The sequence below is a fragment of the Marinoscillum sp. HNIBRBA16962 genome (assembly GCF_057801515.1).
Map to the genome: position 1 here is coordinate 423,905 of NZ_CM173603.1, position 24,391 is coordinate 448,295.

Sequence of the window (24,391 nt, forward strand, 5' to 3'; positions counted from 1 at the left end):
TCCACAAGGGGAGGTGCCTGGTAGTTTACTGTCAGATTTTCCAGATGACATAGTAAACCTTCCGTGTAAATCGTACATAATAAATACATCCGTTTAGGTTATCAAATGGTTAACATCGACAAAATCCCTCCTCTCTGAAAACGACCTCTCATAGCCTTAAAAAAAGTATTTTGTTAACCTTTTGTTAACCCCTTCATTGTGCCATTTTAATGACCTTGAAAACGATTGAATCGATTAAAATGACTGATTATGTACCTCCGATGAAGGTTTGATTGGTCCCCAAGGTGATAACTTATTGTGACCCTCGGTGCATAGGACCGGACCTTAAAGTATTTCATATTTCATCTATCAATAATTGCGAATACTTCAAAGCAACATCCGTTTTGAAAGCTCTTGTTGAGATTTTTTAAAAATTAAAAGTGTATACCAAAATAGACGAAGTATGAAGAAGAGTTACTTTAAACTGTTGGTTGCAACCATGATCTGGCTGCTGGGAAGCAGCACACTACTTGCTCAGGGCAGGACAGTTAGTGGTACGGTAACCGATACGGAGGATGGAAGTCCCATCCCTGGCGCAAATGTCATTGTAAAGGGTACCACCAGTGGTACGGTTACAGATTTTGACGGAAACTATAGTTTATCCGTAGATGAAGGAGCCACTTTGGTTTTTTCTTTTATAGGCTATGAAAAGACTGAAGTGGAAGTAGGCTCACAAAGCGAGATCAACGTGTCTATGGCTTTGGATATTCAGTCACTCTCTGAAGTAGTGGTAGTGGGTTACGGACAGCAGGAAAAAGAAGATGTGACGGGAGCAGTTGCTTCCATTGGCGAAAAGGATTTCAACCAGGGACCGGTAACCAGCCCGCTTCAGCAGATCACCGGTAAAGCAGCCGGTGTTTCAATTAACCAGGTAGGGAGTGAGCCCGGCCAGGCGCCCAATATCAGGATACGGGGTATTACCTCGCTCATCGGAGGAAACGATCCGCTGGTAGTGGTAGATGGAGTGCAGGGTAACCTCGAGCTGCTGAGACAGGTGCCACCCAGTGAGATCCAGTCGATTGAGATCCTGAAAGACGCATCAGCCACAGCCATATATGGTTCGCGAGGTGCTGCTGGTGTGGTTTTGGTTACCACCAAGACCGGAAAAGCCGGAACCACAACCATTGAATACAGTGGGGTAGGTTCTGTAGAACTTATAGCAAAATCTTACGACGTGCTGACTGCTGAAGAGTGGCGGACAGCTGCTGCTGACAGAGGCATCTCAGAAGCTGCCGACTATGGCGGTGATACCAACTGGTTTGAGGAGGTTACCCGCCGGGGGTATACCCAAACCCATAACCTGGCATTTTCCGGTGGAAGTGAGTCATTTACCTACCGGGCTTCTGTGACCGGGATCTTGCAGGAGGGAATTGTCAAAAACTCCAACTCCGAAAACTACATTGCGAGGTTTCAGGGGACCCAAAAAGTTGACCGGTTTACTACCACCGTCAATTTTAACCTGTCTAACCTAAGCAGAGATTTCAATAACGGCGGGCGAATCAATGAGGCTATAACCAGAAGACCTACTGATCCCATTTATACCGGTAGTCCTTTATTTGAGGATGTCGGAAACTATTTTATAGATCCCAATGCGTTTGCCTACATCAATCCCGTAGCACGAACTAAGGAAATTGTGGATGGTGATGAGATTAACAATATTTTCGGAAGCATCCGATTGGAATATGAGATCATTGACGGACTGACAGCCACTGCTTTTGGTACATGGAGAAAGACAAAGCGGCAATATCAAAACTACGTATCTGCACGTACGACGCGAGAAGATGCAAGGAATATTGGTGATCCGGATGCCGTACAAAATGTGAATGACCTGCCGGATGGCATTGCCAGCAAAACCACTGAAAATGCAGATGAGAAACTTTATAACCTGATCATAAACTACAAAAAAGATTTTGGTGATCACAGTGTGGAGTTTACCGGAGTAAATGAATGGCAAAAGCAGGTCTATGATGGCTATACTGCTACTGCGAGAGCTTTCCTTGTGGACACTGAAGGCAATCTGAGCTCTTTACAGTCCGGTGATCCTACGCAGTTTCGTCAGGGCGATATTTCTTCTTACAAGAATGACAGGACCCTGGCCTCTTTCCTTGCAAGAGCAACCTACGATTTCAACAATCGCTATTACGTCAGCGCAAGCGTAAGAAGAGACGGATCTTCCGTTTTTGGAGCTAATAATAAATGGGCAAACTTTTATGCTGGTTCTGTTGCATGGAGAATTTCTGATGAAGGATTCCTGTCGGGAGTTTCTTTTATTGATGATCTGAAGATCAGGTTGGGTTACGGTGAAACCGGTAATCAGCAAGGCCTTGGACCATTGAATTCCGTAAGGCTGGCAAATAATGCTGGTACTACTTACTTCGGTGGAGCATTGATCCCCAACTTTTCCATCACTCAAAACGAAAACCCCGATCTCCGATGGGAAGTAAAGAAAATGTACAATGCCGGAATTGATTATGCCTTTTTGGATGGCAGGCTATCAGGTTCGGTAGATGTGTTTCATGGCCTGACAAGCGACCTGCTATTTGACTACCAGGTGCCTCAGCCTCCATATCCGTTCGGAACCATCAAAGCCAATATTGGGGATGTGCTGAACCAGGGAATTGAGGCCAGCTTAAATTATATAGCAATTGATAACGGCGATTTCTCACTCACACTGGGAGGTAACTTCACGGCGCTCAATACCGAAGTGCAGGAACTGAACGGTACGCTGAATGGCCTGCCATTGGAGACCGACTATGTGGTATGGGGTAGTGGAGGTACTACTGGAGTAGCTTCCACTAACAATGCCATTTCTCACCTGATCATCGGAGAGCAATTAGGCACTTTCTACCTGTTTAAGCACGCCGGAGTAGACAATGGCGGATCACAGATTATAGATGATCTGGACGGAGACGGGTCAGTAGAGGATGGTAATCGTGAAAACGACGACCGTTACAAAGCAGGTCAGGCTTTGCCAAAATACATGTGGGCATTTACACCTACTGTAAGGTTTAAAAACTTTGACCTGAGTATGGTACTGCGAGGTGCACATGGTCACCAGATCTACAATGCCCGAAAAGCCTCACTGAGTGCGCTGGGTACTTTAGGCCAGGGTAACGTGCTGCAAAGCGCACTGGAAACCGGCATCAATAACATTACTTATGCCAGCGATCTGTGGCTGGAAGATGGTGATTTTATCAGAATGGAGAACCTGACTTTAGGTTATAATGTGGAGACAAGCAATTGGAATGTGATCAAAAGTCTGAGATTCTCATTTACCACCAACAACCTGTTTGTAATTACGGATTATACGGGGATTGATCCGGAGCTAAGTACAAACGGCGGAAATGGTTTTGGTATTGACTATGGTATTTATCCACGTACCCGAAACTTCGCTTTCGGCATCAATGCCACTTTTCAATAGACATCATGAGATCTTTTAAGATTCTAAAAAATACGAGTATGAAGAAGCATATTTCTTTAATGATAATAGCAGTTGCAGCTTTTATTACAAGCTGTACAGATCTGGAAGAGGGAATATACGGTCAGCAGGTAGCAGATGAGTTTTATGCCAGCGAGACCGGAGTAAATGCCGCACTGGCCAATATCTACAATGAGGTGAGAGGTGACTGGAACGGTAAAGGGATTGCGGGCGCAGACCGTGGATGGTATGACCTCAACGAAACCTGCACCGATGAGATGATTATTCCTACTCGGTCTGATGGAGCCTGGGATGATAATGGCATTTGGCGAGCAATGTATACTCACACCTGGACGGGTTCGCAGGAGTTTATTGGCAATACCTGGAACTGGCTGTACCGAAGTGTGTTTAAGGCTAACCTGGCTGTAGAGTTGCTTGAAACTGCAGAAGCAGACGCTTCCAGAATTGCAGAAGCCAGAGTGCTGAGAGCATATTTCTACTACATGCTGATGGATGGCTGGGGAGACGTACCTTTCTATACAGAAAACAACGTGACGATTGAGGAAATCCCGCAAACGCCCAGAGCAGAGATCTTCAACTTTGTGATCAATGAGCTGGAGACCTATGTGGATCAGCTCCCTGAAACAAAAGGAGGTGCTTTCTACGGGCGGTTCAATAAATGGGCAGGCTATGCCCTAATGGCTAAGGTTTACCTCAACGGAGAGGTATACACCGGCAATACCTACTGGACGGAGACTATCGCAGCCTGCGATAAGATCATCGATGAAGGTGGATTTTCTCTGGTACAGGACCTTTATGACAATGCAGGTTCGCAAGCCATATTTGGCGATGTGCTACCAGACCAGGAAGTGATCCTTTCTGTTTTTGTGGATGCAAACGATGCTCCTCGAAACATCATAGGTATCCGTTCGCTACACGGTCCTCATGGAAATGCACTTTTTGGTTTCAGTACCTGGAACGGAGCAACTGTGCACCAGGACTTTGTCAATATGTATGATGATATGGACAAGCGAAAAGGTCAATGGTTAGTAGGTGCACAACCCGGAGGAGTCAATTATCAGTTAGATATTTCTTCGCTGACAAGCGCGGGACTTGAAGAAGGAGCCAGGAACGCCAAGTTTTTACCTGTACCACCTTATGATGGTGCCAGTTCATCAAATGACTTTCCGGTTTTCCGGCATGCGGATGTTTTGCTTACCAAAGCTGAAGCGATCCTGAGAAACGGAGGAGATGAGAGTGCCGCAAGAGCGTTGGTAGATGAGGTAAGAAATCGCGCAGGGCTTGATGATTTTGCGGGCACACTGACGCTGGATGAGATCCTGGATGAAAGGGGCCGCGAACTCTGCTGGGAAGGACACAGACGACAGGATATGATCCGTTTCGGGACGTTCACTGATGCCCGAAGCTTCAAGCAGGCAAGTACTGATACCTACCAGTTGTTTCCTATCCCTGCGGACGCTATAGCTAATAATCCAACTTTGGATCAAAATGCAGGCTATTAATCAACCTAAAAATTTTAAAAGCATGAAATTTTATAAATATTCATACATTCTTGTAAGCATGATCCTGGGCTTGATCGCCTGGGGTTGTGCCGAGGATACCATAGAACCAATGCTGGCGGAGCTTAGAAACCAGTCGTATGATCTGGTGGTGATCTCCAGTGGCAGCCAGCATGTACCTGTATCCTTTTCAGCTCAAGGCTCAGACCTGGAGGAAGTAACGGTAAACATCACGGCACAGGGAGGTACGGAAGTGGTTGCCACCAATACATTGAGAAACATCACAGCAGATAAGCTAAATCGAGTATCGTTCAATGTTCCTTTTCCCAGTAATGATGTAGCGCCAACGGGTATTTATACCGTTAGTTATTCCATGAACGGTTCGGGTGAAGCAGCTACCGGATCATACGATATCAATGTGATCAACAACGTAAATCCAGTCTATTGCGATTATACTGACGGTTTGCCTTCCGGTACAAGCGTTTGGATCCGACTTTATGTGCCAGAGGGAGCAGATCTGCCAGAAGATGATGACAACATTTATCTAACCGGTAGCTTCGGTACCCGCGAAGGAGGAAGTGACTGGGACGGAGGAGGTGATGGCGCCTCACCATTCGTTTTTGATCAGCTGGATGATACCTGCTATGAGCTCGCTATCAATCTGGAAAGCGGGGACAACTTCAAGATCACCCGTGGTAACTGGGGCAAAGAGATGGCAACAGCTACAGGCTCTATACCCGGCAACTTTGTCTACAATGGCGAAAGTGAGATTACCATCACAGCTTACAACTGGGCTGACAGAGAGACCGTAGTTCCGGAAACCGCTGAAGCGGAAACACTGGCTGTACCTGCGGGAGCCATTCAGCCGGGCATGCTGACATTCGTAGCTGAGCTCAATGGTCCGGATGCCAATGACGGCACTTACTATGTGGTAGAGAAAGGTGCTGCAAACCTGGATAATGCCTGGGAAATGATCCCGTTTGAGGAGGAAAATATGGTAGCAGCTGCCGTACCGAAAAGCGAAGTGGAATATATCGTGGTGAAAGGCGAAGCAAGCGCCATCGGCACAAATGCTTATGGCTTTGAGCAGTCTGCAACATGGGATGGACAGACCAATCCCGTGCAGGTAACTGTCGGAACATTTGAGGGCGCTACTTTCACCCTGGGTGAGAAAATTGTGATCGTAGGTTCGGCAAGTCCCGGTGATTGGGGTGCTTCTTCAGGTCAGGATTTTACCAAAACCGGTGACGGCACCTATGAGATAACAATCGCTCTGAATGCTGATGCTGAATATCTCCTGCTGCCTGATTACGGACAATGGGGAGATAAATGGGCCTATGGTTCCGGTGATGCTCTTTCGGGTACTTTTGATGTGCAGGGTAACGGACCAAACCTGTCTACTGCAGGAATTGAGGCCGGAACGTATACCATATCAGTGGACTTTACCGAGGGAAATGGTACTTACCAGCTATCCGGGCAATAAGCACTGAAGGTTAATAATTACATCCTGAATAGTCCTGCTTTGTCAGGTTATATTGAATGATCATAGTGGAGTATGGGTTTGACACAAATATTCCCCCTTTTCAAAGGGGGCCGATGGGGGTTATAGAAAAATTTATCAAACCCATACTCCCAAATCGCAACTTGACAAAGTAGTAATAGTTCAGGGTATTTCTTCAATACTATTCGTATTTGGTAAGGGGTCACAGCTTTTGTGGCCCTTTATTTTCATCTTTTTGATTTTGTATATGAAGCAGTTTTATAGATCCATTTTGATTATTGCCACGTTCCTTTTGGCTGGTTCACTTAAAGGCCAGCTGATTGCCATCGAACCTGAAAGCGCTTCAGGTGACGGGGAGATCACCATTACTTTTGATGCTACTGAAGGGACTGGTGGGCTGGTCGGGGCAAGCACTGTTTATATGCATTCCGGAGTGGTAACCAGTGAACCCGGTGGTACGGATTGGGAATACGTGGTTGGAAACTGGGGAATGGATGATGGGATTGGCAAGATGACCAAAGTCTCCGGATCGGAGGATCTTTGGGAGATCACCATGACTCCAAGAACCTATTACGAAGTACCTCAGGGTGAAAACATCTTTCGGCTGGCCATGGTTTTTAGAAATGCGAACGGCTCGGCAGAGGGCAAAGGAACACCCGGAACCTACAGCTGGGGAACGGTCGCTTCAAATGGCGACATCTATGTGGATCTTGATGTAAGCGCTTACGTAACCATTACTTCACCCCGGGAAGAAAACCTTTTTCCGGAAGAAGGCGAACCAATCACCATGGCAGCTGAAGCGTCAGGCGAGGTTTCTGCAATGAGTCTCTTTATTGATGGTGATGAAAAGACTTCCGTGAGTTCGGGAACAACCATTTCATATGATTTCACTCCGGCTGTTTCGGATACCATCGAGCTAAAAGTTACTGCAACTATAAACGGGGAAGTGACAGAAGCGATAAAGAACCTGGTCATCAACCTGAGACCAGCTACTACTACCGCCGACCTTCCGGCAGGATTAAAGAAAGGGATTAATTACCACACTGATGAAACGAAAGCAACGTTGGTGCTGGAAGCTCCCGGAAAGGAGTTTGTTTACGTGGTAGGGGACTTTAATGCCTGGCTGACTTCTGCAGATTATCTAATGAACCAGACTTCTGACGGGGAGTTGTTTTGGCTGGAAGTCACGGGACTCACTCCAGGTCAGGATTATGTTTTTCAATACTGGGTAGACGGTACGGTCAAAATAGGTGATCCGTATGCTGAGCAGGTTGCTGACCCATGGAACGACCAGTACATCCCGGATTCACTGTACCCGGATTTACCCGAATATACAAGAACTGATTATGGGATCGCGACCGTACTTCAAACAGCGCAAACCCAATACAACTGGGCCGCCTCAGAGGCTGCCTGGACACCTCCGGCGAAAGAGGACCTGGTGATCTATGAGTTGCTGATCAGGGACTTCCTTGGCTCACATAGCTACCAGGATCTTACTGATACGCTCACCTACCTGAAAAAGCTTGGCATTAATGCCATCGAGCTTATGCCTGTTATGGAGTTTGAAGGTAACTCCAGCTGGGGATACAATACTTCCTACCAGTTTGCCCCGGATAAATATTATGGAACCGAAGAGGATCTGAAAGCTTTCATAGAAGCGGCACACCAGCAGGGCATTGCTGTAATCCTGGATATGGTTTTAAACCACGCCTTTGGCCAGAATGCCATGGTGCAGATGTATTGGGACGCTGCTAGCAATACGGTGAGTGCAGATAACCCCTGGTTCAATCCGATTGCAAAACATCCGTTCAACGTAGGTTACGATTTCAACCACGAAAGTCCGTACACCAAAGCTCTCGTGGATAGTGTCAATCACTACTGGATACAGGAGTATCACTTCGATGGTTTTCGGTTTGACTTGTCTAAGGGCTTTACGCAAACGTACTATGGAGACGATGTGAATGCCTGGTCTGGTTATGACCAGGGCAGGATCGATCTGCTGAAGCGAATGGCGGAAAAGATCCGGACCTATGACCAGGATGCCTACGTGATCCTTGAGCACTTTGGTGATGCCAGTGAAGAAGCTGCCCTTTCTAATGAAGGCATGATCTTATGGAAAGGCTTTACCTACTTTTATGCTGAAGCGCTGAAAGGTGAAACCGCAGATATATCCGGCTCTAAAGACCTGACGCATGTGACTTTTATGGAGAGTCATGATGAGCAGCGGACCGCCTATGAAATGATTACAAATGGCAGGGCAAGTGGCTCCTATGATGTAAAAAAAGAAGCCATTATGCTGGAACGGGCCAAGATGGCTGCCGCTTTTCATTTTTTGCAGGCAGGCCCTAAAATGATCTGGCAGTTTGGAGAGCTTGGTTATGATATTGATATCAACTACATCAGTCGTTTGGCAGAAAAGCCATTGCCCTGGGGAGAAGGTAACTTAGAGTATTATGAGGATGATCTGCGGCAATATGTTTACGATGCTTACGCCGCAATTCTTGAGTTGAGAAATGAGTATAACGATGTGATAGATGCCGGAACATATACCTCCAGCTTAAGCGGAGATCTGAAGCAATTGTCTATTGATCATGAGACCCTTGATATTTGTGTGATCGGGAATTTTGGGGTCCAGCCGGGTTCGGTAGACCCTGACTTTCCATCCACGGGCACCTGGTATGATTACTTCAGTGGCGAGACTATTGAAGTTTCAAATCCCAATAACTCCATGGAGCTGAAGGCAGGTGAGTTTCATGTGTATACCAGCAGCCAGATCTCTGTGGGGTTTCCGGATGTGGTCAAAACCTATCAAAACCCGGTTACTGTCAATCCTTCCGGATTTAAGGTGGACGATGAAATTGTCATAGAGTTTGATGCTACCAGGGCAAGTCCCGATGGGACCAATGGACTTGTTGGTGCAGAAAAAGTGTATATGCAAGCCGGCCTGGTTACGGATGATCCGGAGGGCACAGACCTGACCCACATTGTTGGAAACTTAACGGATGATGGGGTAGGTGAAATGACCAAAGTGGAGGGTGCTTCTGATAAATGGAGAATAGTGATTACCCCAAAAGAGTACTTTGGTCTGGGGGATACGGAAGCAGCCTTTCGAATAGGGATGTATTTCAGGGATGCTGCCAATGATAATGTGGGGAAAGGGTTTCGTGATGAATTGATCTTTGTGGATATCATTCAGGAGGGCACACTGATTTCAGTGAATCCGGCGACCTTCTCAGTTGAGAATGAAATTACAATCACCTTTAATGCGGCCTTGGGTAATCGAGGACTGGTAAATGCCGAAAAAGTTTACATGCATTCAGGAGTGGTGATCACTGATATTTCTGAGCCTACCAGTGACGATTGGGCCAATGTAGTGGGCACCTGGGGGACTGATGACGGAGTGGGAAAGATGACTCAAATTGCCGGAACCAGCCAGTGGAAGATCACGCTCATCCCAAAAGACTATTACACCTTGCCTGGAGATGCTTACTGGCTGGCTATGATCTTTCGTGATGCCTCCGGAGATAAAAAGGGAACGGGTGTCTCCGGAAACATAGAAGGTGGATTTATAGCCACTAATGGCGACATTTTTATTCGTATACCTCACCGTAAAGCCATTGTCAACTCTGTAGACAAGCAAAACAACAGCCTTTTGATCTTCCCAAACCCGGCGAAAGACAGTATCCGCCTTAGGAATTTTGGTGAAGCAGATCATTGCTACATTTATGATCTTAGTGGTAAGGTCATTTTGAAATTAGCCGTATCCCTCGATGGCACGGTGGATATTTCAGAATTAACCAATGGACTTTATATTTTGAAAACAGCTCCTGATTCTTTTCAGGCAGTTCGATTTTTAATCAACAAATGAGACTCAAATGACAAAAGTATCGATACTTAAAATCGCGTTTATTCTTTTCATTTCATTTCATGTAAACGGACTGGCAGCCCAGGACCTTGAGCGTGTCGAACCGCCCTTCTGGTGGAGCGGAATGCAAAATGATAACCTTCAGTTGCTCATCAAAAGTGATGGGATCGGAGAGACAACCGCAGTGGAGATAAAGGACAATGATGGTCCGGAGGTTACCAGGATTCAAAAAGCGGAAAACCCCGGTTACCTGTTTGTAGACCTCAATCTGGCAGGTATAAAGGCAGGAACTTATACGCTTCAATTTAAAAAAGGAAAGAAGGTCATTGCTAAAACTACCTACGAGCTGAAGGAACGCTCGGGGGAGCGGGATGTGATCGGTAATGAGGATGTGATCTATCTGATCACACCGGATCGGTTTGCAAATGGGAATACAGGCAATGACTCAGTAGAAGAGCTTGAAGATAAGTTTGACAGAGAGCACTTCAACGGGCGGCATGGTGGCGACCTGGAAGGCATCCTTTCCAAACTTGACTACATGGAAGATCTGGGTGTCACTACACTCTGGCTCAATCCTGTTTTAGAAAATGCGATGCCCCGCGTTACTTATCATGGCTATGCCATCACGGATTACTACAATGTAGACAAGCGGTACGGAGACAATGAAATGTACAGACAATTGTCCGAGGAGTTGTCCAAGCGAGGCATGAAGCTGATCATGGATATGGTTTTCAATCACTCCGGCTCTGAGCACTGGTGGATCAAAGAGCCTCCGTTTTCTGACTGGGTGCATTTTCAGGGGAATTACACCAACACCAACCATGCCATGGCATCCATTCCGGATCCTTACAGCTCTGAAGCAGATGAAAAGCTCATGGAGCAGGGCTGGTTTGTATCCGTGATGCCTGATCTCAACCATGACAATGCGTTCATGGAAGAATACCTCATCCAAAATAGTATCTGGTGGATAGAATATGCCGGATTAGAAGGCATCAGAATGGACACATACCCCTACAATAAAATAGAAACCATGCAGCGCTGGGCAGAGCGGGTCCTGGCAGAGTACCCGGATTTTTACCTGGTGGGTGAAACCTGGATCCATAGCGAGCTGCAGGAGGCTTACTGGGCTCCCCAACCAAATGCACCATATAATTCAAAACTGACAAGTATTACGGATTTTCCGCTTTGCAATGCCATCCATGCCGCATTCGGCGAAAAAGGGGACTTAAGAAGCCTGTACGATGTGCTGAGCAAAGATTTTGCTTACCATCAGCCTTTTGCTAACAAGATATTTGCCGATAATCATGACATGGATCGATTTTACCATACCGTCGGTGAAGACCTGGACAAATTCAAGAATGCGATGACTTTTCTGCTGACTACACGGGGTATCCCACAGATCTATTATGGCACTGAGATATTGATGCGAAAGTTTGGAGAACATGGCGTGCTGAGAGAAGATTTTCCGGGTGGGTGGTCATCGGATGATCGGAATGCCTTTACCCCGGAAGGGCGTACTGCCGAAGAGAATGAAGCCTTTAACCATCTGCGAACCTTGCTCAACTGGAGGAAAGGTAGCAAAGCAGCTCAGGCTGGCGACTTAAAGCACTTTGTTCCGTATGATAATATTTACGTTTATAGCCGTAGTGCTGGAAATGAAAAGGTAGTTGTGTTTATGAACAACAATGAGGAGGATAAGGAGCTGAAGCTGGATCGATTTGCTGAGATTCTGGAAGGCTATGACAAGGGTACTGATGTGTTGACCAATAAGAATGTTTCACTGGGAGATCAACTATCTATTCCTGGAAACAGTAGTTTTATATTAACACTGGAAAAAGAGGAGGCGAATTAACTGTTTCTGATATTTGGAGTTGCTTGGTTATACGTATAGATTTTTTATCTTTGTCGTATAACTTAATGCTATGGATGCTAAGGTTACTTTAAGTTTTGAGAAGGAAGTAATAGATTCTGCTAAAAAGTTTGCAGATAGGCATAATATAAGCTTATCACGACTTACAGAATACCTGTACAAGCAGATCACTTCGGGCAACTACTATGGGTTAGAGGATTTTCCCATCGCCGATTGGGTAAATGAAGTTGCCGAAGGTAAGGCCGAGTATAAAACCAGGTCCAGGAAAGAATCGAAAAAAGGATACTATGATTCCAGAAGAAAATGAAAATTTTTCTGGATGCCAATGTGATCATTTCAGTATTGAACAAGGAGTATCCCGTATTTACCGTTTCTTCCAGGATACTGTCTCTTGCTGATAATCCCCGATTCAAAGTTTATACTTCAGCGCTTTCACTTGCTATTTGTTTTTATTTTGTCTCAAAAAAGAGTGGAGAGAAGCAGGCAAAGCAAAAAATTAACAGGCTCAAGGAACATGTTTCACTTGCCGTAGTGTCTGAAGATGTAGTGAATGAATCGTTAAGAAATCCTGCGGTAAATGATTTGGAGGATGGTATGCAGTATTACGCCGCTGAGAATGCAGAATGTACCTGCATCATAACCGAAAATCCCGGAGACTTTTATTTTTCCAATATTGAAGTTCTTACCTGTGAGGACTTTTTCAGAAGGTATATGATTGAAAGGAAACATGGAGTTATTGGCAATTGAGAGAGTCGCAGAATTTTTTAACACAAAAATCTAAAAAGTTGCACTTTACGCTTACCTAAAATTCGAATGATTATAAAGGAATTTTTGTATCTTAAAATTGTTTAAATTTTTGAATGGACAGGAATGCCAGAGATCAGCAGATTTTATGGGATTATTATCAAAATGTACTTTAATGAACATAATCCACCTCATTTCCACATAGAATATCAAGATTATGAGGCTGTTATGAATATTGAAACAGGAGAATTAACAGGAAAAATGTCAAGGAGAGCACTTGGTTTAGTATATGACTGGTTGGATCAAAACAAAGATGCCTTGCTTGAAAACTGGAAACGAATAGAAGAACGTAAACCACTTAACAAGATTAAACCCTTAGACTAATGGCGACCAATACATTACTTATAAAAGTAGAGCAAGCTGAATACCTGACCGATTACCAAATAAAGTTAACTTTTTCGGACGGTCTAACCGGGATAGTAGATTTAAAAGACGAAATATGGGGAGAGGTTTTCGAACCATTGAAGGATATAAATTATTTCAAGAATTTCACCAAAGATCGCTGGACAATCGGTTGGGATTGTGGAGCAGATTTTGCCCCGGAATTCCTTCATGAACTCACCCTGAAGCAATCCGAAAAAGCACATAAGGTCAGATAAAAATAAATACACTTACCTTCTTCGTAGAGGTTTGAAGTCAAAGCGAAATTCTGAGCTATTGATAAAAAGGTGCACCCACATTTTCATCAAGGTTACTAACAATCTTAAAGACACAAACAGCAACGTATAATCCACAAAAGCAAATACCTTAAAGAATAGAAAGTAAATAGATCAGCGCAAGCGAAACGAGAGATAGTACAAGATTATACATTACGTACCTTCTCTTTTCTTTTTTCCATTTAAACCAAACAACCACCAGGACTAAATAGATGAAAAGTAATAGAGACTCAGCGCTTTTGTTTTCTTCTTCTATGCTAAAATTCTTTTTGACATAAAACAAGGCATAGTCAGTTTGGTGATTAGAATTATAGATTTCCAGATTCAGGTAAGCCCTCACAAAAGTGAGAATGATCAGTAAAGCAATATAAATTGATGAAAGTAACATTTAGTGACCAAAATCATTGACTAAGCTAACAAAGGAGTTTTTTATTCTACAAGGACAATCTCAAATTCGCCGTGATGTTGTCCTGTATTTATTTCATTAATTTGGGGGGATAATTAATCAATCACATGGAAGCTGAACTTTCAACAGCCTTAATGCTTTTACTTACGGGAATGATTACTGTTTTTACAGTCCTTTTGCTTGTCGTCATCACTGGAAACCTGTTGATTCGATTTGTAAATGCTTTTATCCCGGAGCTGGTCATTCCAGCCGAAAAGCAGGGGGATCAGGTAAATAAGAAAAAGATAGCAGCAATAAATGCGGCTGTTGAGATCATAACAAAAGGCCAGGGCAGGGTTAGTAAAATTGAGCGGAAAAAATAAAAAATAATGGCACGAGAAATTGGGCTTAGTTTGGTTTACCGTGATATGTGGCAATCATCCGGTAAATATATGCCTCGCGTGGATCAGTTGAAACGCGTAGCAGAGCCGATTATTGATATGGGTTGTTTTAAGCGCGTAGAAACCAATGGAGGTGGCTTTGAACAAATCAACCTTTTATACGGAGAAAATCCGAATACGTCTGTCCGGGAGTGGACTCAGCCGTTTAATGATTCAGGCATTCAGACCCACATGCTGGAGCGGGGCCTGAATGGGCTACGGATGTATCCGGTTCCCCGGGATGTCCGAAAGCTAATGTTCAGACTGAAGAAAATACAGGGAACGGATATCTCGAGATCATTTGACGGACTAAACGATACCCGTAACCTTAAGCTTTCCATAGACTATGCCAAGGAGGGCGGCATGATCGCCCAGGCGGCTTTGTGCATTACCCACTCCAGGCTTCATACGGTAGATTATTACATCAAAATGGCCGAGGAGCTCATCGCGATGGGTACAGAAGAGATCTGCATCAAAGACATGGCCGGGATCGGCCGGCCAGCTTCAATGGGTAAGCTGGTAGAAGGGATAAAAAGCATCAAGAAGGACATACCCGTCAGCTATCATGGGCACTCAGGTCCCGGCTTTTCTGTGGCTTCTTCCCTGGAGGCCGCCCGTGCCGGAGCTGATTTTATTGATGTTGGTATGGAGCCTCTTTCCTTTGGTACGGGTCACGCGGACCTGCTCACCGTGCATGAGGTACTTCGGGATGCCGGATTTAGCCTCCCCGATATCAATATGAAAGCCTACATGCAGGCTCGCTCACTGACGCAGGAGTTTATCGATGACTTTTTAGGCTACTATATCAACCCCAAAAACCGATTGATGAACGCTTTGCTTATCGGTCCGGGATTACCTGGCGGTATGATGGGGAGTCTTATGGCCGATCTGGAAAATAACCTTAAAAGCCTGAATAAGTGGAAAGAAAAGCATAATCAGCCAGCTCTAACCCAGGATGACCTGCTGATCAAGCTCTTTGAGGAGGTAGAGGAGATCTGGCCAAAAATGGGCTATCCACCACTGGTAACACCATATAGCCAGTATGTCAAAAATGCTGCTTTGGTCAACGTAATGCAGATGGAAAAAGGCAAAGAACGCTGGTCGCTGCTGGATGACAATACCTGGGATATGTTGCTTGGCAAGTCGGGAAGACTTCCTGGTAAACTGGCAGATGAACTCAAAGATCTTGCGAAAGAACAGGACAGAGAATTTTTCGAGGGAGATCCTCAGGACCTGCAACCGGATGCTTTGGAAGAATTCCGCCAGAAGATGAAAGAGCAGGGGTGGGATACCGGACAGGATGATGAGGAGTTGTTTGAATACGCCATGCACCCTCAGCAGTATGAGGCCTATAAATCAGGGAAAGCGAAAAAGGATTTTGAAACTGACCTGGCAAAACGAAAAGCAGGGTCTGAAACCCCACAAGCACCTGGAGTTTCGGCTGGAGATGGCGGTCAGCCTAAACATCTTGATATTGATGTAAATGGGGAGAAGTTTAAAGTTACGGTTTCATACAGTACCTCAAATGGTACCCAAGCGAAGCCTCAGGAATCAAAATCATTGGAGACTTCACCTTCACCTAATGGGGCTGTAAAGGAGATTACAGCTCCGCTTGAAGGAAAAGTTTACCTGACTAAAGAAGCCGGAGAAAAAGCATTGAAAGTAGGAGATAAGGTCGGAAAAGGGGATGTGGTCTTATATATAGAAGCCATGAAAGTGACCAATGCTGTAAAATCGGATGTAGAAGGAACGGTGGTTGAGGTGTTGGTAAATGAAGGGGAGGATGTCTATGATGATGACGTATTGATCAAATTAAAATAGATTTCGAAATAATGTCATTAAGTTAAGCTTTGATTTCAAAAAAATAAATCCAAAGATCAGATAGATATGAATAACAAAATCCTGATTGCAACCTTCCTTGTATTTTTTTGTGTAAGCGCTAAAGCGCAGGTCGGTACCGGATTCCTTTATTCCACAGTTCATCCTAACCTGGCTGTTAACTACAACTCAGCTAACACTTTTTGGGGAGAGGCCAGGTTTTCCATGGATGTAGAATCATCCAATTTTTCACCTGAATTTCTGGGGGCTTATAACTTCATTTCAAGCAAAGAAGTGGATCTGTACGGAGCCCTGGGAGGTCGCTTCAATCTGTTTCCGGGGGTGGTTTTAGCTTCCGGGATCAACGCTTTCCCATTTTCCACAAAGAATTTCGGGTTTACGTTTGAGTCAGCCGTGATGTTTGATGTGGATGCGGACCGTCAAATCTTCCGCGGCTCTTTCGGCTTCAGGTATTTGTTTAACGACTAGCAAGGTGGATCTTTTCGATAAGCTATACAAAATGACGGCTATCCAGAACATTGTGGATCAGCCGCAAATATTATTAATGATCCTCATTGCATTCTTTTTGATGTATTTGGGGATCAAAAAGCAGTACGAGCCCCTCTTGTTGGTTCCCATTGCTTTTGGGATGCTTATCGCAAACTTCCCGGGAGGACAAATGGGAGTAGAAAAGATTGATGAAAACCTGACACTGTATCAAATAGCCAGTCAGCATGGGATCATGAATTTTATCTATTATTCAATGATCAAGACCGGTTTTTTGCCACCGATCATCTTTCTGGGAGTTGGGGCCTTGACGGATTTTGGACCCATGTTGCGAAATCTGAGGCTGGCTTTTTTTGGCGCAGCAGCCCAAATTGGCATTTTCACTGTGCTCATTTCAGCGGTAGCTTTTGGCTTTAGCCTGAAGGAAGCCGGAGCGCTGGGGATCATTGGCGGAGCGGATGGACCTACGGCTATTTATACCACGATCAAGCTGGCCCCCCATCTTTTAGGTCCTATTGCCATTGCGGCTTATTCATATATGGCTTTAGTGCCGGTTATTATTCCACTGGTTGTCCGTTTTACCACTACCAAAAAGGACCTGATGATCAACATGAAGCAGCAGGACAAGCTGTTTCCGTCAAAGAGGCCGATCAAAAACCTCCAAACCCTGAAAATCTTATTCCCGATCGGTGTTGCCACAATTGTAGCTTTGTTGGTGCCATCATCGGTTCCGCTGATCGGGCTACTGATGTTTGGAAACCTGGTTAAAGAGATTGGCGCGGCTACAGGACGTCTGCATAAAGCTGCGTCTGATACTATACTGAATGCGGCAACGGTCTTTCTGGGCCTAGCCGTAGGTGCTACGATGACCGCTAAAGCGTTTCTTAATGTGGAAACTATCCTGATAATTGTTGGTGGGTTTATTGCGTTTGCTATTTCCATAGCCGGCGGAATATTTGCCGTTAAGATCTACAACCTGTTTGCCAAAAAGAAAATTAATCCGCTGATCGGGGCAACGGGCCTCAGTGCGGTGCCTATGGCATCTCGAGTTGCCAATGAAATAGCCCTGAAGCATGATCCCAATAATCATCTGCTACAGTATGCTATGGCCAGTAATATTTCCGGTGTGATCGGTTCGGCGGTTGCTGCCGGGGTGTTGATCTCCTTTTTGGGTTAACGTTTTCCTGAGCTCGAATACCCGGCCGGTTGACTGTAAGTAAATGTGAAAATTTCCCGGATCCAGAGACTTTACTACAGAACTCACACCTCCATTCAACTCTCCGGAGGCCACAGCCTCACCGGCATCATCAAATACCACAAATCCGTTTTTTAAGTGATTGTGGCTGATGACAGAATCCAGCCTGGCTTTTCTTATGGCATACTTATCTTTTTTCACAGGCTTTTCTAAAGACAATTCTGCCTTTAGAAGGTCACCTTCTGATGTTGTCAGAAAGAGAAATAAGCATGATCCGAGAAGAAATAACCGTTTCATCGTGTTTCAGGCTGATTGGATTACGATAATAAGACAATCCGGTATTACTTCACGAAAGGATTAGATTAGCAGGGAAGGAATATCGATGAATGGGTATTATTTGGTACAACAGAATGTTTAGAACGCAAGATTGTTTATTTTCAAGGTTGAAAGGCCACTGATGAATCCATTTGGAGATCAGTTACAGTTGGAGGAATACTCCCAGGACAGGGATTCTGCCATTGTTTCCGTTAAAGAACTAAATAGTTACCTAAAACTGACTTGGAAAGAAAATTTACTGGTAAAAATCATAGTCATACTTAATGGTGTACTCGGGATCCCCGTAGAGGTTAAACATTTCAGTTCGGACTTTCAGGCCTGAGCCATTGTAAAAGTATTCCCTGTAAGTATAGAGTTTGTCCCCTTTGTAGTATTCTGATCTTACGAGAAGATCATGGTTGTAGTAGTGTTTGTGATTCCACTCTTTTAGCTTGACATCTGTCAGGTTGTTGTTATCGTAGGTAAATTTTTGCTCGTTGAGATCGCTTTCATCCATCTCCCCAGCGCTATGGTTAGCACCATAACTATACGAAACAACTTTATCACCTGCATATTCAAATGTTTCTAGATACGAGTGTCTGGACCTGGAACCTACTTTTTTACCATTTGCATCATAATAAGAAAGGTTTGAGTTCTTGGTAAATTGTTCTTTTACAGTGATTCTTGCAGGTAATTCTTCATCAGCATACTCAATCTCTGTTGAATATTTAAAAAGCTCACTCGACCTGAATCTTGGGTGATTGGTTTCTGCTTTAGATGCATAGATCCTGGGCCAGTCGTTTCCATAGAGCAGATTTTTCTCTATTGGACCTACATCTAAGCCGTCCATAATGTATGGCACTCCGGTGGCTTTGGGAGATGTCATAAAAGAAATCTCGAAGGGGTCTTTATAGTCGTAAGGATAGGTCATATGCTGTACTACACGATCCAGAGAGCCGTCTGGCAGGAAGTGTGCTTCAGCAATGATATTCCCGCTTTTATGCTGAGTATCTGACTGATGACTGATATACGTGGTTGTAATTTTTTTCACATCTTTAAGAGCTGCTTCAGCCTCCAGCAATGAAATATCCGTAACATCCGTTTCACAGCTGATCAGCCAAATGGCTAAAGCCAAAAATGGAGTACCCAGGAAAAGATTGCTTTTTTTCTTTCGCTTATGCAGTAAGCTGTTGATGCGTTTGGAGATGCGACTATAACTAAAAAGATTAAGTGGAGTGGATCGGGAAGTATTGGCTGAAAAACTGACAAGGAGATGAGAGTAGTTTACATGACCAAGTTCTCTGGCAAGGATCTCATCAATTTCGTATTCATGGTTCTTTTTGATTTCTTTTTTCAGGAACCATACAATGGGATTGAACCAGAAAACCGCACAATAGATTTCACTTAGAAGGATATCCAGACTGTGCCATTTTTCTTTATGGATTTTCTCATGTTGTAAAATGTGAGTAAGCTTTTCAGATTCTTTATAATTCTCGTTGATGAAAATAAGATTAAAAAAGGAGGCTCCTATAAATCGGTCAGTTTGGACAAGCCAGTAATTAGGATTTCTTTCTTCAAATCTCCCTTTATTTTTTAGTGATAAAATCGAAAATATGGATAAAAGGAGCTTAGAAAGCAGGAAAAGAGAAATAGCAGAATAGGCAATAAATACCGATGTTAACCAATCAAAATTGGAAGGCCTGGGATCTGAATTGGACGATTCACTAGCCGGAAGAGTTGTGGAAGAAGGAAGAGGTTTTACATCTGACCTGCTCAACTCCGGAGAGAAAACCTCGGTAATCTGTGTAGACGACATGGAGGGCGAGCCTGTTTTTATTTCCAGATGAGGAAGAATAAGGGGGATCAAGACAATTCCCAGCAATATAATTCGATTGATAGAGGCCGGGACTTTATTCCTTAATAAAAGGTATCCCAAATAGAGGATACCCGATGCAGCGCATACTTCTAAGATGTAGTTTATGGGTGCATTCATTTTTCAATTTTTTTGATGAGATTTTTGAGTGAAGCCAATTCTTCCTGCGTTAGTTCTTTTTCCTTGATCATCAAGGACATAGCTTGAGAAACAGAACCATCAAAATAATCTTTTACCAAAGACCGGAACACCTTTTGGCTGTAAGTGGATTTACTCACCAATGGGTGATATTGATGGGTTTTTCCAAAAGCCTCATGACCTACCATTCCTTTTTCTTCCAATATTCTTATAATGGATGATACAGTATTATAAGGAGGCTTGGGCTCCGGTAACTCGCGAATGATATCTTTTACAAATGCCTTCTTCAGCTTCCAGAGCATCTGCATAATGGGTTCTTCGGCTTTTGTGAGTTTCTCCATGCCGTAAAAGTATAACGGATAAATCAGTTATACAACTGAAATTTCAGTTGAAATAAAATGAAACCATTTCCTGAATTGATTCGTTTTTACATTTGTATATACAAATAATGGAAAAAAAGCGATCCTATTTTTGTAATTGCCTGTACTTTTCGACCAGTGCGCTGGCCAGGCGACTTAACCGCCTGGCCGAGGAGTCTTTTGCTCCTTCGGGATTGGCCCCATCGTATGCTTTTGTGATCATGACGGTAAACCGGGTACCGGGTATTAGTCCATCAGCCATTGCACAGGAGTTACAGATGCAGCCCTCTACCATCACACGTTTTTTGGATAAAATGGAAGGAAAAGGCTATTTAAGACGTGAATCGGAGGGAAAATCAATCAGGGTGTATCCCACGGATAAAAGTTTGGAGATAAATGTAAAACTGCAGGAATGTTGGGAAGCCCTTTATGATCGCTATAAAGAAATGCTTGGGAGTGAAATGGCGAAAGACCTCGCAAATGCTATGGTAATCGCTAATGACCGAATGCAATAAAAGAATTTAATTAATAATTGCTTGTACATACAACTAACTAATAATTATTATGAAAATTGGAATTTTAGGTTCAGGTACAGTAGCCAAATCATTAGGACAAGGTTTTCTGAAGCATGGCTATGAGGTGAAACTGGGAACACGAACACCTTCCAAACTGGAAGAGTGGCAAAATAAAAATCCCGGTGCATTAGTAGGAACCCTTGAGGAAGCTGCTTCTTTCGGGGATCTTTTGGTGCTGGCAGTGAAAGGGAAATATTCGCTTGATGTTTTAGGAGCTGCTAAAGAGCAAAACCTCGATCGTAAAACAATCATAGACGCAGGGAACCCGATTGATGATAACACCGCACCTGAAGATGGTGTGCTGAAGTTTTACACCAAACAGAATGGGTCTTTGATGGAAGAATTGCAAAACACTTATCCGAATGCAAACTTTGTAAAAGCTTTTAACAGTGTAGGAGCCCACCTGATGGTCAATCCACAGTTTGAAGAAGGAAAACCTACCATGTTTATCGCAGGAAATGAAGCGCAAGCCAAGGCAGAGGTAGTCAAAGTTTTGGATCAATTCGGCTGGGAAACGAAAGATATGGGGACCGCTAAGGCCGCTCGTGCCATTGAGCCGCTATGCATGCTTTGGTGTATTCCCGGCTTTAGGGAAAACCAATGGACCCAGGCCTTTAAATGGCTAACCAAATAAACATCCTTTGGGGTTTTTGACTTAACTTAAATATAGAAAGTCAAACCTAAAGAATGGAAAAATCGATGATCATTGTGGGCATGGGGGGTGGAATCAGCTATGCTGTTGCCTTACGTTTTGTCCGGGCCGGATATAAAATTGGTATGATATCCAGAAATGAAGAAACACTGATCGCATATCAGCAGCTCATGTCCGGAGACGGCCTTATAAGTCATTATGCAGTGGCTGATGCCAGTATTCAGTCCCAGCTTAGTGAGGCCATCCTTTCATTAAAAGAAGAGTTGGGGGATCCGGAGGTTTTGCTCTACAATGCGGCAAGGATCAAGGATAAGAACATTCTCAGAGAATCCATATCCTCCCTGGCCGCAGACTTTAAAGTAAATGTAGGCGGAGCGCTACATGCTGTCAGGGAAGTGATCAAACCGATGAAAAAATATAATCGGGGAACGCTTCTGTTTACCGGAGGAGGGCTCGCTTTAGACCCAAACCCAAACTACGGTTCCCTGGCTATAGGTAAAGCCGGACTTCTTAACCTGGTAAAGCAGTTGGTAAATGAACTTCATTATACTCACATAAAAGTAGGAACCGTGGTTGTGAAGGGTTACGTTCAGCCTAAGGACCTGAAATACAATCCTACTTCTATTGCGGAGGAGTTTTGGAAGATCCATTCTCAGGATGGAAAATCCATTGACATAGTGGAATATTAATTTAATAGAAGGCATGTTATCCTCAGCAAAAGAACGGTATCATCAATAGTTAAACCAAACAATACCACTTTTCAATACCAACAACTCATGAAGACTATTTTGGTGACTGGAGGAAACCGGGGAATTGGTTTCGAGATATGTAAACAACTTGCTGAAAGCGGTCACAGGGTGATCCTCGCTGCCCGGTCGGCACAAAAGGGGATTGAGGCGGCTAAAAAATTAAAAGACCATGGTGGGGATGTCATTTTTATGAGCCTTGACCTGGAACAGGTAAGCAGCATACGTGCATTTGTTCAGGAATTTTTCAGATCACACGACCGACTGGATGTGCTGATCAATAATGCAGCCATACTCGAAGACAGCCACTTCCATGTACGAGACATCCCCACGGAGCTGATGGAGCGAATGCTGAAAATTAACCTGCATGGCCCTATCCAACTCACTCAGGGGTTACTTCCCTTGCTGAAAGAAAGTGATGACCCGCGAGTGATAAACTTATCCAGCGGGATGGGGGCCTTAAACGGGATGTCCGGAGGGAATCCGGCATACCGGCTCTCCAAAGCAGCGGTCAATGCCTTTACAGGAATACTGGCTGCTGAAGAAACATGGTTAAAAGTGAATAGTGTCTGTCCGGGATGGGTAAAAACGGAAATGGGAGGTGCCGGAGCCTCAAGAACCGTACAAAGAGGAGCTGAAACTCCGGTGTGGCTGGCATTGGAGCCCGGTATCCCCTCCGGAAAATTTTTACGGGATAAAAAGGTAATAGACTGGTAGAAAGTCCCGGTTATTTATATTTTTATCGGTATGAAAAAAGGATTGAAGATCGGTGGCTTGATTTTACTGGCTGCTCTCATTGTTATTCAGTTTTTTCCTGGTGATAAACCTGAATCAAAAAAAGAAAACCCGGGAGATATTCATCAAGAGGTAGTTATCTCTTCAGGTGTAAGTAGCATACTGAAAACGGCCTGCTACGATTGCCACTCAAATGAAACCGTTTATCCCTGGTATGCCGGTGTAGCTCCTGTTTCCTGGTGGCTTATTGATCATATCGAAGAGGGTAGCGAGCACCTCAACTTTTCAGAGTGGGCGTCTTACAGCGAAAAGCGCAGGCACCACAAAATGGAAGAGCTTATCGAGGAGGTAGAGGAAGGAGAAATGCCACTCAATTCATACACATGGGTCCATCGCGATGCGGTGCTGTCGGAAGAGCAAACCAAAGAGCTGATTGCCTGGGCGAAGGATTATATGAGTCAGCTAAACCCCGGGGATGAATAAATAGCTGTAGTGGGTACGATCACCGCTTTAAAGGATAATTGCGTGGCCTGACCAAATCAGAATCCATTAGATTTGGAATGATGTAGTCGGCTATGTGCAATGGGTGTTGCATGTAGAAGGGAGTGATTTCAACTGTTCCACTCATTATAATGGGAACTGGAGTACTGATTCTTCCATTGGCTTCTGGGCCTCTTAACAAATACAGGTGGGGAATGAAAATAGCTACAAACAAGAAGAATGAGTTGGACGAACTTCTGGCGAAATACAACATTCAATATTCCATTGACGTGATTGTCAACAAAGACCTTCATGGTAACCAGGACATTTCCACGAACCTCACTTTCCAACGAAAATATTACCGATAAAAACGCTCTAAAACATTGGTTAGAGCCGAATGACCTAAAGTGGTTCTTCGCCACTTCTCTGCCAAACTTCACCACTAAATCTGCCCTGGGAAAAAAGAATTGTATTCTGCGTTCATCTTTCTTAACGAAATG

23 protein-coding genes are annotated in these 24,391 nt (G+C 44.2%); 19 read left to right on the plus strand and 4 right to left on the minus strand.

Going from position 1 to position 24,391, the window contains the following annotated elements:
* Positions 1-442 precede the first annotated feature (442 nt).
* The 9 genes from AC3E9V_RS01860 (at position 443) to AC3E9V_RS01900 (ending at position 13,616) form a co-directional block, all read left to right on the plus strand.
* The gene (locus AC3E9V_RS01860) at positions 443-3,460 is read left to right on the plus strand and encodes a SusC/RagA family TonB-linked outer membrane protein (protein ID WP_488751483.1); all 3,018 of its coding nucleotides are present in this window, start codon (positions 443-445) and stop codon (positions 3,458-3,460) included.
* A 38-nt stretch (positions 3,461-3,498) separates the two neighbouring features.
* Positions 3,499-4,980 carry a RagB/SusD family nutrient uptake outer membrane protein gene (locus AC3E9V_RS01865; RefSeq protein ID WP_488751484.1) on the plus strand — a complete coding sequence of 494 codons (1,482 nt, stop codon included), beginning with the start codon at positions 3,499-3,501 and terminating at the stop codon, positions 4,978-4,980.
* A gap of 22 nt (positions 4,981-5,002) precedes the next feature.
* Positions 5,003-6,460 carry a cadherin repeat domain-containing protein gene (locus AC3E9V_RS01870; RefSeq protein WP_488751485.1) on the plus strand — a complete coding sequence of 486 codons (1,458 nt, stop codon included), beginning with the start codon at positions 5,003-5,005 and terminating at the stop codon, positions 6,458-6,460.
* A gap of 265 nt (positions 6,461-6,725) precedes the next feature.
* Positions 6,726-10,346, plus strand: coding sequence for a DUF8578 domain-containing protein (locus tag AC3E9V_RS01875; protein WP_488751486.1), 3,621 nt, complete (start codon positions 6,726-6,728; stop codon positions 10,344-10,346).
* A 7-nt stretch (positions 10,347-10,353) separates the two neighbouring features.
* Positions 10,354-12,195 carry a glycoside hydrolase family 13 protein gene (locus AC3E9V_RS01880; protein ID WP_488751487.1) on the plus strand — a complete coding sequence of 614 codons (1,842 nt, stop codon included), beginning with the start codon at positions 10,354-10,356 and terminating at the stop codon, positions 12,193-12,195.
* A gap of 70 nt (positions 12,196-12,265) precedes the next feature.
* Positions 12,266-12,520, plus strand: a complete 255-nt coding sequence (locus tag AC3E9V_RS01885; protein ID WP_488751488.1) for a DUF6364 family protein — start codon at positions 12,266-12,268, stop codon at positions 12,518-12,520.
* Positions 12,517-12,960 (plus strand): type II toxin-antitoxin system VapC family toxin, encoded by a 444-nt coding sequence (locus AC3E9V_RS01890; RefSeq protein WP_488751489.1) that lies wholly within the window; start codon positions 12,517-12,519, stop codon positions 12,958-12,960. The genes AC3E9V_RS01885 and AC3E9V_RS01890 overlap by 4 nt, the downstream gene beginning before the upstream one ends.
* Positions 12,961-13,083: 123 nt before the next feature.
* Positions 13,084-13,341: a DUF4160 domain-containing protein gene (locus AC3E9V_RS01895; RefSeq protein ID WP_488751490.1), complete on the plus strand. Its 258-nt coding sequence runs from the start codon at positions 13,084-13,086 to the stop codon at positions 13,339-13,341.
* Positions 13,341-13,616 (plus strand): DUF2442 domain-containing protein, encoded by a 276-nt coding sequence (locus tag AC3E9V_RS01900; RefSeq protein ID WP_488751491.1) that lies wholly within the window; start codon positions 13,341-13,343, stop codon positions 13,614-13,616. The genes AC3E9V_RS01895 and AC3E9V_RS01900 overlap by 1 nt, the downstream gene beginning before the upstream one ends.
* 148 nt (positions 13,617-13,764) lie before the next feature.
* Here AC3E9V_RS01900 and AC3E9V_RS01905 read toward each other — a convergent pair whose 3' ends face one another.
* Positions 13,765-14,061, minus strand: a complete 297-nt coding sequence (locus AC3E9V_RS01905) for a hypothetical protein (RefSeq protein ID WP_488751492.1) — start codon at positions 14,059-14,061, stop codon at positions 13,765-13,767.
* Positions 14,062-14,186: 125 nt separating this feature from the next.
* Here AC3E9V_RS01905 and AC3E9V_RS01910 point away from each other — a divergent pair, with 125 nt between their 5' ends.
* The 4 genes from AC3E9V_RS01910 (at position 14,187) to AC3E9V_RS01925 (ending at position 18,000) form a co-directional block, all read left to right on the plus strand.
* Complete coding sequence (locus AC3E9V_RS01910) at positions 14,187-14,441, plus strand: OadG family protein (RefSeq protein WP_488751493.1); 255 nt, start codon at positions 14,187-14,189, stop codon at positions 14,439-14,441.
* 6 nt (positions 14,442-14,447) lie between these two features.
* Positions 14,448-16,319 carry a biotin/lipoyl-containing protein gene (locus AC3E9V_RS01915; protein WP_488751494.1) on the plus strand — a complete coding sequence of 624 codons (1,872 nt, stop codon included), beginning with the start codon at positions 14,448-14,450 and terminating at the stop codon, positions 16,317-16,319.
* A gap of 66 nt (positions 16,320-16,385) precedes the next feature.
* Positions 16,386-16,805 (plus strand): hypothetical protein, encoded by a 420-nt coding sequence (locus AC3E9V_RS01920; protein ID WP_488751495.1) that lies wholly within the window; start codon positions 16,386-16,388, stop codon positions 16,803-16,805.
* A 4-nt stretch (positions 16,806-16,809) separates the two neighbouring features.
* Positions 16,810-18,000: a sodium ion-translocating decarboxylase subunit beta gene (locus tag AC3E9V_RS01925; protein WP_488751496.1), complete on the plus strand. Its 1,191-nt coding sequence runs from the start codon at positions 16,810-16,812 to the stop codon at positions 17,998-18,000.
* On the opposite strand, the gene AC3E9V_RS01930 is transcribed toward AC3E9V_RS01925, so the two are convergent.
* The 3 genes from AC3E9V_RS01930 to AC3E9V_RS01940 all read right to left on the minus strand — a co-directional run bounded on the left by AC3E9V_RS01930 (position 17,917) and on the right by AC3E9V_RS01940 (position 20,685).
* Positions 17,917-18,315 carry a hypothetical protein gene (locus AC3E9V_RS01930; RefSeq protein WP_488751497.1) on the minus strand — a complete coding sequence of 133 codons (399 nt, stop codon included), beginning with the start codon at positions 18,313-18,315 and terminating at the stop codon, positions 17,917-17,919. The genes AC3E9V_RS01925 and AC3E9V_RS01930 overlap by 84 nt on opposite strands.
* A gap of 274 nt (positions 18,316-18,589) precedes the next feature.
* Positions 18,590-20,326 carry a hypothetical protein gene (locus tag AC3E9V_RS01935; RefSeq protein ID WP_488751498.1) on the minus strand — a complete coding sequence of 579 codons (1,737 nt, stop codon included), beginning with the start codon at positions 20,324-20,326 and terminating at the stop codon, positions 18,590-18,592.
* The gene (locus AC3E9V_RS01940) at positions 20,323-20,685 is read right to left on the minus strand and encodes a BlaI/MecI/CopY family transcriptional regulator (RefSeq protein ID WP_488751499.1); all 363 of its coding nucleotides are present in this window, start codon (positions 20,683-20,685) and stop codon (positions 20,323-20,325) included. Before AC3E9V_RS01940 ends, AC3E9V_RS01935 begins: the two co-directional genes overlap by 4 nt.
* A gap of 107 nt (positions 20,686-20,792) precedes the next feature.
* On the opposite strand from AC3E9V_RS01940, the gene AC3E9V_RS01945 reads away from it, so the two are divergent.
* The 6 genes from AC3E9V_RS01945 (at position 20,793) to AC3E9V_RS01970 (ending at position 24,259) form a co-directional block, all read left to right on the plus strand.
* On the plus strand, positions 20,793-21,218 hold the full coding sequence (locus tag AC3E9V_RS01945; RefSeq protein WP_488751500.1) for a MarR family winged helix-turn-helix transcriptional regulator: 426 nt from the start codon (positions 20,793-20,795) through the stop codon (positions 21,216-21,218).
* A 49-nt stretch (positions 21,219-21,267) separates the two neighbouring features.
* On the plus strand, positions 21,268-21,912 hold the full coding sequence (locus AC3E9V_RS01950; RefSeq protein ID WP_488751501.1) for an NADPH-dependent F420 reductase: 645 nt from the start codon (positions 21,268-21,270) through the stop codon (positions 21,910-21,912).
* 53 nt (positions 21,913-21,965) lie between these two features.
* A complete protein-coding gene (locus tag AC3E9V_RS01955) occupies positions 21,966-22,619 on the plus strand; it encodes an SDR family NAD(P)-dependent oxidoreductase (protein WP_488751502.1) in 654 nt (217 codons plus the stop codon).
* Positions 22,620-22,706: 87 nt separating this feature from the next.
* Positions 22,707-23,393, plus strand: a complete 687-nt coding sequence (locus AC3E9V_RS01960; RefSeq protein WP_488751503.1) for an SDR family oxidoreductase — start codon at positions 22,707-22,709, stop codon at positions 23,391-23,393.
* 30 nt (positions 23,394-23,423) lie between these two features.
* Positions 23,424-23,894 (plus strand): heme-binding domain-containing protein, encoded by a 471-nt coding sequence (locus AC3E9V_RS01965; protein WP_488751504.1) that lies wholly within the window; start codon positions 23,424-23,426, stop codon positions 23,892-23,894.
* A gap of 212 nt (positions 23,895-24,106) precedes the next feature.
* Positions 24,107-24,259 carry a hypothetical protein gene (locus AC3E9V_RS01970; RefSeq protein WP_488751505.1) on the plus strand — a complete coding sequence of 51 codons (153 nt, stop codon included), beginning with the start codon at positions 24,107-24,109 and terminating at the stop codon, positions 24,257-24,259.
* Positions 24,260-24,391 lie beyond the last annotated feature (132 nt).